This is a genomic window from Actinospica durhamensis, from assembly GCF_018139695.1.
GTDB classification, from domain to species: Bacteria; Actinomycetota; Actinomycetes; order Streptomycetales; family Catenulisporaceae; genus Actinospica; species Actinospica durhamensis.
The window spans coordinates 1-7,990 of record NZ_JAGSOG010000341.1 but is presented as its reverse complement, the minus strand read 5'-3'; the positions used below and the strand labels follow the sequence as shown (position 1 = coordinate 7,990).

The following is a 7,990-nucleotide window of genomic DNA, read 5'->3' as shown; positions in this document are numbered from 1 at the left end:
GTCCCCGACTCCCTGTCCCTTCCACGATTCCACGATTCCACCCGCACCGACTATTCCACCGAACCGTCGATCCCTGTCCACCACCACAGGACAGCAGGCACCACCCACCCACAAGCGACGAAGAGGTCTGCTCATGGCTGGATCGATAGCAGGACAGGAATATCCGCTCGACCGGGGCGCGGTCGGCCGCCGCGCCCTGCTGCGCACGGCCGGGCTCGGAGGCGGCGCCGCACTGGCCGCCTCCGTGCTGGCCGGCTGCGCCAGTTCCCGCACCTCGAGCTCCGCCACCGGCGCCGGGGACTTCCCGAAGACCCCGGGCTGGAAGTTCGCCTTCATCAACCACGTCACCACCAACTCCTTCTTCGCGCCCACCCAGAGCGGGATGAAGGACGCGGCCGACCTGCTCGGGCTGCCCGCGCCGAGCTGGACCGGCTCGGAGAACGGGGTGGTCTCGGAGATGCTCAGCGCCTTCGAGACCGCGATCAGCGGCGGGGTGGCCGGCATCGCCATCCCGCTGACCGACGCCGAGGCCTTCGTCGCCCCGACCAAGGCGGCCCTGAACGCGGGCATCCCGGTGATCGCCTACAACGCGGACGCCACCGGCAACTACGCCCTGACCTACGTCGGCCAGGACCTGTACCAGTCCGGCTACCAGATGGGGCAGAAGATCGCCACGGAGGTCACCACCGGCGACATCCTGGTCGGCATCTCGCAGCCCGGCTCGCTCAACGTCCAGCCGCGGCTGGACGGGATCAAGGACGCGCTCAAGGCCGCCGCGCCGGGTGTGACCGTGCACTCGGTGGACACCGGGGCGGCGCAGGCGGACGAGCTCAACGCCATGGAGTCGGCGTATCAGGGCCTGAAGTCCGCGCGCGGCGTCTACGCGGTGGACGCGGGCTCCACCGCGTCGATCGCGCAGATGATCTCCAAGTACGGGATCTCCGGCCAGGTGCACGCGGGCGGCTTCGACCTGCTCAGCGACACCGTCACCGGGGTGAAGTCGGGCGCGCTGGACTTCACCATCGACCAGTCCGCGTACCTGCAGGGCTTCCTGCCGGTGCTCTACCTCTACCTCTACCGGCTGACCGGGACCCTGGTCTTCCCGCCGGCCACCGACACCGGCCTGACGTTCGTCACCTCCTCGAACGTCGACCCGTACGCGAGCGCCGGCAGCTGGATCGAGGGCGGCAAGAGCAGGGCGCTGGTGACCATGCCCGGTTCGATCACGCTGCCCGCCGCCTCGAGCGTGCAGAGCTAGCGGCCCCGTCGGTACGGCAGAGACAAAAGGCAGACCCATGGCATCGGATACGGAACTGCGCGCAGTGCCCGGTACCGAGCCGCGGCGCGCGGCAGGGAGCGGACTCGCCCGCGCCCTGCTGCGGCGCCGGGAGCTCAGCATCGTGCTGGTCGCGATCGCGGCCTTCGCCTACTTCTCCGCGGGAAGCTACGGCACGGCCTTCAACACCTCGAACAACTACCACATCCTCATGCAGTACCTCGCGCCCTGGGCGATCATCGGCGCGGGCGAGACCCTGCTGCTGATCTGCGGCGAGATCGACCTGTCCGCGGGCTTCACCTACACCTTCGTCCCCTTCGCCTTCATGTCGTTCTACAACCAGGGCCTTGACGTGCCGCTCTCGCTCGTCCTGGCGATCGCGGTGGCGATGGGCATCGGGCTGGTCAACGGCCTGATCCGCACCGTGTTCAACCTCTCGTCCTTCATCACCACCCTCGGCATGGGCTTCTTCCTCGAGGGCATGACCTATATCCAGTCCGGCGCCGAACCCACTACCCCGCCGATCGCCGGCGGCCTGGCCGACTTCATGGGCGGCTGGCGCTGGTCGGAGCTGGTCTGGGCATTGGTCATCATCGGCGTGATGCAGGTCGCGCTGTCGTACACCAAGTACGGCGTCTACGCGCAGGCCAGCGGCGGCAATCCGCTGAGCGCTGCCGAATCGGGCATCAAGGTCAACCGCGTCAAGGTCGCCACGTTCGTCCTGACCAGCCTGTTCGCGGGCGTGGCCGGGCTCGTGGACCAGGTACGGGTCGGCTCCTTCGACCCCACCAGCGGTGGCAACACCATGATGTTCATGGCGGTGGCGTCGGCCGTCATCGGCGGAACCGCGCTGCTCGGCGGCTCCGGCACCGTCGTCGGCACGCTCTTCGGCGCGGTGCTGCTCGCGATCATCCAGAACGGATTCACCCTCAGCGGCGTGAGCGCCTACGCCTTCGACGTGGTGATCGGCATCGCGGTGGTCGCGGCCATGCTGCTCAACGTCTACATCTCCCGGCTGCGAAGGAGGTACCTGCGGTGACCGAGCAGACCGATCCCCCCGAGCCCGGCACCGAGGTGCTGCGGGTCGAGCGCATCTCCAAGCGCTTCGGCCCGGTCACCGCCCTGCGCGACGTCACTCTGAGCGTACGCACCGGCGAGGTACTCGGCCTGCTCGGCGACAACGGGGCGGGCAAGTCCACCCTGATCAAGATCGTCACCGGCTTCCACCGCCCAGACTCCGGCAGGATCCTGATCGACGGCCGGGAGATAGCGCTGCGCTCGGTGGCGCACGCGCGCAGCCTGGGCATCGAGACCGTCTACCAGGACCTGGCCCTGGTGGACGAACTCCCGGTGTACCTCAACTTCTTCCTCAACAAGGAGCTGACCGCCGGCCCGTTCCTGCGCCACACCGCGATGCGGCGCCGTGCGGCCGAGGCACTCGGCGAGATCGGCATCGACATCCCCTCGGTCGGCGCCGAGGTCAGAACCCTGTCCGGCGGCCAGCGCCAAGCCATCGCGGTGGCCCGCGCCGTCAACACCGCCGCACGCGTGCTGCTGCTGGACGAGCCCCTGGCCGCCATGGGCGCCCGCGAAGGCGGCCAGATCCTGCGCCTGATCGACCGCCTGCGCACCCGCGGCGACCTGGCCGTCATCCTGATCGCACACAACTACAGCCAGGTCATGGACGTGTGCGACCGCGTCAACCTCCTCCAACACGGCGAGATCACCTTCGACCGCCCGTCCGCCGAGACGTCCGTGGCCGAACTCCTCGAACTCGTCCACGCCGAGTACCGCACGGCGTGAGACGCCCCCGCGGGGCCGGCCGGGCAACGCCGCCCGCCCGGCCCCGCCGGTTGGTCGATTCCACCGCCTCGCCCGCTTCGCGCGAAACTCATCACCCGCGTCACGAAGCTGAACGCCGAGACCACGCCTCGCTGCGGCCTGATGTGCTTCGCGGGTCTCGCACTCTTGGTCACCCCCTCTTGGTCACCCCTCTCGGAGTTTCGCTGCTTCCGCCCGGACTCTTGCCGCCTGCTCAGGTTCGCCGGCTTCCTCGAGGCGGCTACCGAGATGGTTGAGCGCGGTGGCGAGGTCGGCCAGGTAGCGATCGGGGTTGGTCTCAACCAAGCGGCGGTAGGTATCCACAGCCTCGGAGCTGCGCAGGATGCTGAGGGCGCGGTCCGTTGCCGGGGCGACCGTGCCATGGCACAGTCTGCCTGTGGATGAGCTGAGTTTCCGATACCCGCTGCGGGTTCGGCTCGGGCGCATGGCCATCGCGTCCTGGGCGCTGGCAGTGCTCGTAGTGGAGGTGACGGGCTGGGGTGGGGCTCGGCGAAACCCGGTCGCCACGGCTGTTTTCATCCTCGTTTGCGGCAAGCTCACCTGGGCGGCGGCGAGTGCTGCGCGGGGGCGTACGACGATCACCGCTACCGGCCTCGAGATACGCGGCGGACTCGGCGGAGTCTCCGGGGCCCTGGTGTGGAGTGAGATCCGCGGGGTTCGGATCGTGACGTCTGGGCCTGCGCAGTGGGAGCACAGAGCTGTTCGTGCCACACTCACCGACGGCCGCGCGTTCAGGCTGCCCGCCTTACGAACGCGAAACCAACCGAAGCCAGGCCGACTGTACGCCGCCTTTTATTCGCTGGTGGGACACGACGCGCTGCTTGGTGACGCGGAATTCGATCGAGCGTTTGAGGAAGTAGCACGCCGACGGGATCAGCACGGTCCGGCCGTGGACTGACGGGCAACGCCGGGCGCCTACGCCGCAGCGAGCTCCGAGAGCAGGCAGAGTCCGGCGAGCGTGTCGAGGGAGAGATCGAGCGCCTGGGCGATCGCGGCGATGGTGAAGAAGGCCGGCGTGGGCACGCGGCCCGACTCGATCTTGCGCAGCGTCTCGACCGGAATTCCGCAGCGTACGGCGACATCGGCCAGGCTCCGCTCGCCGCGGGCGCCGCGCAGGACGGCGGCCAGCTGCTCGCCGCGGGCGCGTTCCAGGGGGGTGAGGGGCGGTCGGACCATGTCTCGATGGTACCGCGTACGAGCGGGATAATTATCCCGGTATAGTTATCCCGCATCGGAGACGGCCGGGACGACCAGGGACTCAGGGAGCAGACATGGTGGAACTCAAGACCCGCGCGGAGATCGAGGCGATGCGGGAAGCCGGGCGGATCGTGGCCCGGGCGTTGGCCGCGGTACGCAAGGAGGCGGCGGTGGGCGTGAGCCTGGTCGCGCTGGACGAGGTGGCCCGCGCCGTACTCGCCGAGGCCGGTGCACGCTCACCCTTCCTCGGCTACCGCCCCCGCTTCGCCGAGTCCCCGTTCCCCGCCGTCATCTGCGCCTCCGTCAACGACGCCGCCCTGCATGGCATCCCCGACGGCTACCGCCTGCGCGACGGCGACCTGCTCAGCATCGACTGCGGCGCCACCCTCGACGGCTGGACCGGCGACGCCGCCGTCTCCTTCAGCGTCGGCCGCCCGCGCCCCGAAGACGAGCGCCTGATCAAGACCACCGAAGCCGCCCTCGCCGCCGGCATCGCCGCCGCGACCCCAGGCAACAAGCTCGGCGACATCTCCGCCGCCATCGGCGCCATAGGCCACGCGGCCGACTACGGCATCTGCATCGACTTCGGCGGCCACGGCGTCGGCCACACCATGCACGAGGACCCCCACGTCCCCAACGACGGCCGCCCCGGCCGCGGCCTGACCCTGCGCCCCGGCCTCGTCATCGCCATCGAACCCTGGTTCCTCGCCGGCGGCAAGGACGCTTACGTCATCGACCCCGACGGCTGGACCATCCGCAGCGCCGACTCCAGCCGCGCCGCCCACGCCGAGCACACCATCGCGGTGACGGATGACGGGCCGCGGGTGCTGACCGAGCTCTGAGCTGACTGAACTCTGAGCTGACCGAGCTCTGAATCGTCGGCTGGAGCACTGGTCGATACCCGTAGGGAGCTCCGCGCCGCAGTCCTCAGGCAGGTTGGAAGAACTCGAGCAGCTTTCGGCTGGCGTCCAGCGAGGAGAGCATCTCCTGCATCTCGGCGGACATGCGGCCGACGGCGCTGGTGCGGTCGAACATCTCGCGTTCGTATTCCTTGACGGCGGCGGGGAGGTCGTCGGGGTGCGCGGCCAGGGCGAGGCCGAGGAGGGCGCCGTCGAGTAGGGCCATGTTGGCGCCGTGGCCTACCGGCGGCATCAGGTGGGCGGCGTCGCCGAGCAGGGTGACGCCGGGGGTCGGCGGCCAGGTCAGGCCGATGGGGAGGGTGGTGAGCGAGCGGGGCTGGATCGTGTCGTCGCAGGCTGCGATGAGTGCGGTGAAGCGCGGGTGCCAGCCGGCGAGCAGGTCGATCAGGCGGGATCGGGCGGCGGCGGGGTCGTCGAACGGGATTCCACTTGCGGCGAACCAGTCCTCGGCCGTGTTGTAGAAGCTGAGGCCGATGCGGACGCGGCCGTCGCCGTTGCGCTGCGCCGCGAGGGACATGCCGTCACCGAACACCCAGTAGTTGCCGCGGCCGAGCATCGCGGCGAGGTCGGGATGGGTGCGGTCGATGTCGGGGATGCCGACCTCGACGACGTTCTGGCCGATGTGCGCCGGACGGGCGTCGGTGAGCAGCGCGCGGACCCGGGACTGTGCGCCGTCGGCGCCGACCAGCAGGTCGTACGTCGCGCTGCCGCCGTCGGCGAAGTGAATCACGCCGTTGTCTGCGGATTCGAACGTGTGCCCCCAGGCGCACCGTGTGTTCGGGGAGCGAGTCCAGCAGCAGGTTGCGCAGATCGGCGCGGTCGACCTCGGGTCGCTCGAACGGGGCGTCGTCGGGCGTGTCCTCCTGGAGCAGCAGGGTGCCGTCCGGCTCGAGGAGGCGCATGTCCTGGCCTTGGCCGCGGGCGATCGCGTGGAACTGTTCGATCAGCCCGGCCTCGCGCAGGGCGCGCTGCCCGGTTTTGGAGTGCAGGTCGAGCATCCCGCCCTGGCTGCGCGCGTCGCGCGAGGATTCGCGTTCGTACACGACGGCTTCGATGCCGTTCACGTGCAGCATGCGGGCCAGGAGCAGCCCACCCGGGCCGGCTCCCACGATGGCGATGGTCACGGCATTCTCCCTCGATTCACCGTATCGGTCGATACACTGTATTGGCTGATGCCACCGTAGCACCGAGGCGATGTATCGTCGACGGCATGTTGGTGTGGGAGCGGCCGGAACCGCCGGAACGACCGGCGCTCGCCCCGCTGAGCCGGGAGCGGATCGTGGGGGCCGCGATCCGGCTGGCCGACTCCGACGGCTTGGCGGCGGTTTCGCTGCGCAAGGTCGCCGCCGAACTGGACGTCGGCCCGATGCGGCTGTACGGCTACATCGCCACCAAGGAGGAACTGCTCGAGCTGATGCTCGACGCGGTCTACTCCGAGATCCGGCCGACCGGAGACAGCTGGCGCGAGGTCCTGCGCTCTGTCGCCGAAGCCACCCGCCAGGCCGTCCACCGGCACGAATGGCTCGCCGATCTGATCGGCGGCCGGCCGCAGCTCGGGCCGCACACGCTGGCCACCGGGAACGCCGTGGCAGCCGCGATGCACGGCGTCGACCTGGGCACCGTCGTACCGGCGATCGCGGCCGTCAACGCGTACGTCATCGGCGCGGTGCGCCGAGAAATCGCCGAGCGACGCGCCGAGCGGGCCAGCGGAACGGACCTGAGGCAGTTTCAGGCCGCCTTCGGGCCCTACCTGTCACGCACTTTCGCGACGGGCCGATACCCCGCGCTGGCCACGATCGTCCGCGACGGCCCCCACCTGACCGCCGACCAGACGTTCCAGGCCGGCCTCGACTACCTCCTCGACGGCATCGAAACCCGCATCGCGCGCTGAAGCGCGGCATCGTCCAGACGAACGGGGCGATACGTCATAGCGGAACGTCCATGGGACGATGCGGCAATGACCCGACTGTCCGAAGATGTGCGCGCCAGCCTGCGCTTCTTCGCGTTCTACCTGGCCAACGGCACGCTCGATATGGACCTGCTGGAGAACATCGACTATCGGCCGGCTCTGATGCAGTACGGCTCCACCTTGGAGATGGTGTTCACGATCTACACGAACGTCCTCGAGATCGACGAGGCGGGCCAGGCCGTCAACGCCGGTGAGGCACAGGACCGCGCGGCCCAGTGGATTCGGCACTACTGCGATCCGTCCTACCAGGTCGATCCCCCGTTCGAACCCTGGGAGACCAAGCTGGCGGGCCCCTGACCCGCACGCAGCACCAAGCCGCTGGCCCGCCGGATCGGCCATCGGCGGGTGCGTCCCCTACCGCAGTTGGAGCCAGGCGTGCGCGATCCCGACCAGGGCCTTCGCCTTCCACAGCGGCTCGTCGATGGTCGAGGCGATGTTCTCGGCGCGCTCGGGTTCAGCGGCGGCCCGCAGCCGCGCCACGCGGGACAGGCAGATGAGCTTGCCCCAACCTCCCGGCTCGTCCTCGGCGATCGAGTCGGCGAGGAGTTCTGCTTCGTCGAGGAGCACCTCGCCACGCTCCGGTTCCATCCCGGAGACGACCTCGGCGATCGCGGCCAGCGCGCAGGCCCGATAGCCCCGGATGCGGATGCCATCGGCGATGGGTGCAGGTCTTGGCCGGGTCTAGGGATCTGCGGTTGTAGGCAGAATCTGGTTCTTGTAGCGAGCAAGGTGGTTGCGTTGGTAGTCGCGGGCTTCGTGGTAGGCCCAGTAGGCGTCGAAGTCGCC

Annotated in this window: 9 protein-coding genes and 1 pseudogene; 7 read left to right on the top strand and 3 right to left on the bottom strand. The window is 69.5% G+C overall.

Going from position 1 to position 7,990, the window contains the following annotated elements; all coding sequences use genetic code 11:
* The first annotated feature begins 133 nt into the window (after positions 1-133).
* From KDL01_RS36710 to KDL01_RS46235, 4 genes are all read left to right on the top strand, one after another.
* Positions 134-1,258, top strand: coding sequence for a substrate-binding domain-containing protein (locus KDL01_RS36710; RefSeq protein WP_212533320.1), 1,125 nt, complete (start codon positions 134-136; stop codon positions 1,256-1,258).
* A gap of 37 nt (positions 1,259-1,295) precedes the next feature.
* Complete coding sequence (locus KDL01_RS36705) at positions 1,296-2,315, top strand: ABC transporter permease (RefSeq protein WP_212533319.1); 1,020 nt, start codon at positions 1,296-1,298, stop codon at positions 2,313-2,315.
* A complete protein-coding gene (locus KDL01_RS36700) occupies positions 2,312-3,079 on the top strand; it encodes an ATP-binding cassette domain-containing protein (protein WP_212533318.1) in 768 nt (255 codons plus the stop codon). The genes KDL01_RS36705 and KDL01_RS36700 overlap by 4 nt, the downstream gene beginning before the upstream one ends.
* A gap of 361 nt (positions 3,080-3,440) precedes the next feature.
* Positions 3,441-4,016, top strand: a complete 576-nt coding sequence (locus KDL01_RS46235; RefSeq protein WP_368861723.1) for a PH domain-containing protein — start codon at positions 3,441-3,443, stop codon at positions 4,014-4,016.
* Positions 4,017-4,033: 17 nt separating this feature from the next.
* On the opposite strand, the gene KDL01_RS36690 is transcribed toward KDL01_RS46235, so the two are convergent.
* Entirely contained in the window at positions 4,034-4,294 is a 261-nt protein-coding gene (locus KDL01_RS36690; protein ID WP_212533316.1) for a helix-turn-helix domain-containing protein, read from the bottom strand.
* Positions 4,295-4,389: 95 nt separating this feature from the next.
* Between KDL01_RS36690 and map the strand changes: the two genes are divergently transcribed.
* Positions 4,390-5,157 (top strand): type I methionyl aminopeptidase, encoded by a 768-nt coding sequence (gene map, locus KDL01_RS36685; protein WP_212533315.1) that lies wholly within the window; start codon positions 4,390-4,392, stop codon positions 5,155-5,157.
* Between the two features lie 85 nt (positions 5,158-5,242).
* Here map and KDL01_RS46230 read toward each other — a convergent pair.
* Positions 5,243-6,359, bottom strand: a pseudogene (locus KDL01_RS46230) (FAD-dependent oxidoreductase).
* Between the two features lie 86 nt (positions 6,360-6,445).
* Between KDL01_RS46230 and KDL01_RS36670 the strand changes: the two are divergent.
* Positions 6,446-7,126 carry a TetR/AcrR family transcriptional regulator gene (locus tag KDL01_RS36670; protein WP_212533313.1) on the top strand — a complete coding sequence of 227 codons (681 nt, stop codon included), beginning with the start codon at positions 6,446-6,448 and terminating at the stop codon, positions 7,124-7,126.
* Between the two features lie 66 nt (positions 7,127-7,192).
* Positions 7,193-7,501 (top strand): DUF7677 family protein, encoded by a 309-nt coding sequence (locus KDL01_RS36665; RefSeq protein WP_212533312.1) that lies wholly within the window; start codon positions 7,193-7,195, stop codon positions 7,499-7,501.
* Between the two features lie 57 nt (positions 7,502-7,558).
* Here KDL01_RS36665 and KDL01_RS36660 read toward each other — a convergent pair whose 3' ends face one another.
* Entirely contained in the window at positions 7,559-7,792 is a 234-nt protein-coding gene (locus KDL01_RS36660; protein WP_212533311.1) for a hypothetical protein, read from the bottom strand.
* Positions 7,793-7,990 lie beyond the last annotated feature (198 nt).

What these genes read in the sequence shown, in the direction of transcription:
- KDL01_RS36710 (WP_212533320.1), top strand. Translation starts at nt 134, where the DNA reads ATGGCTGGATCGATAGCAGGACAGGAATATCCGCTCGACCGGGGCGCG.
- KDL01_RS36705 (WP_212533319.1), top strand. Translation starts at nt 1,296, where the DNA reads ATGGCATCGGATACGGAACTGCGCGCAGTGCCCGGTACCGAGCCGCGG.
- KDL01_RS46235 (WP_368861723.1), top strand. Translation starts at nt 3,441, where the DNA reads ATGCTGAGGGCGCGGTCCGTTGCCGGGGCGACCGTGCCATGGCACAGT.
- KDL01_RS36690 (WP_212533316.1), bottom strand. Translation starts at nt 4,294, where the DNA reads ATGGTCCGACCGCCCCTCACCCCCCTGGAACGCGCCCGCGGCGAGCAG.
- map (WP_212533315.1), top strand. Translation starts at nt 4,390, where the DNA reads ATGGTGGAACTCAAGACCCGCGCGGAGATCGAGGCGATGCGGGAAGCC.
- KDL01_RS36670 (WP_212533313.1), top strand. Translation starts at nt 6,446, where the DNA reads ATGTTGGTGTGGGAGCGGCCGGAACCGCCGGAACGACCGGCGCTCGCC.
- KDL01_RS36665 (WP_212533312.1), top strand. Translation starts at nt 7,193, where the DNA reads ATGACCCGACTGTCCGAAGATGTGCGCGCCAGCCTGCGCTTCTTCGCG.
- KDL01_RS36660 (WP_212533311.1), bottom strand. Translation starts at nt 7,792, where the DNA reads ATGGAACCGGAGCGTGGCGAGGTGCTCCTCGACGAAGCAGAACTCCTC.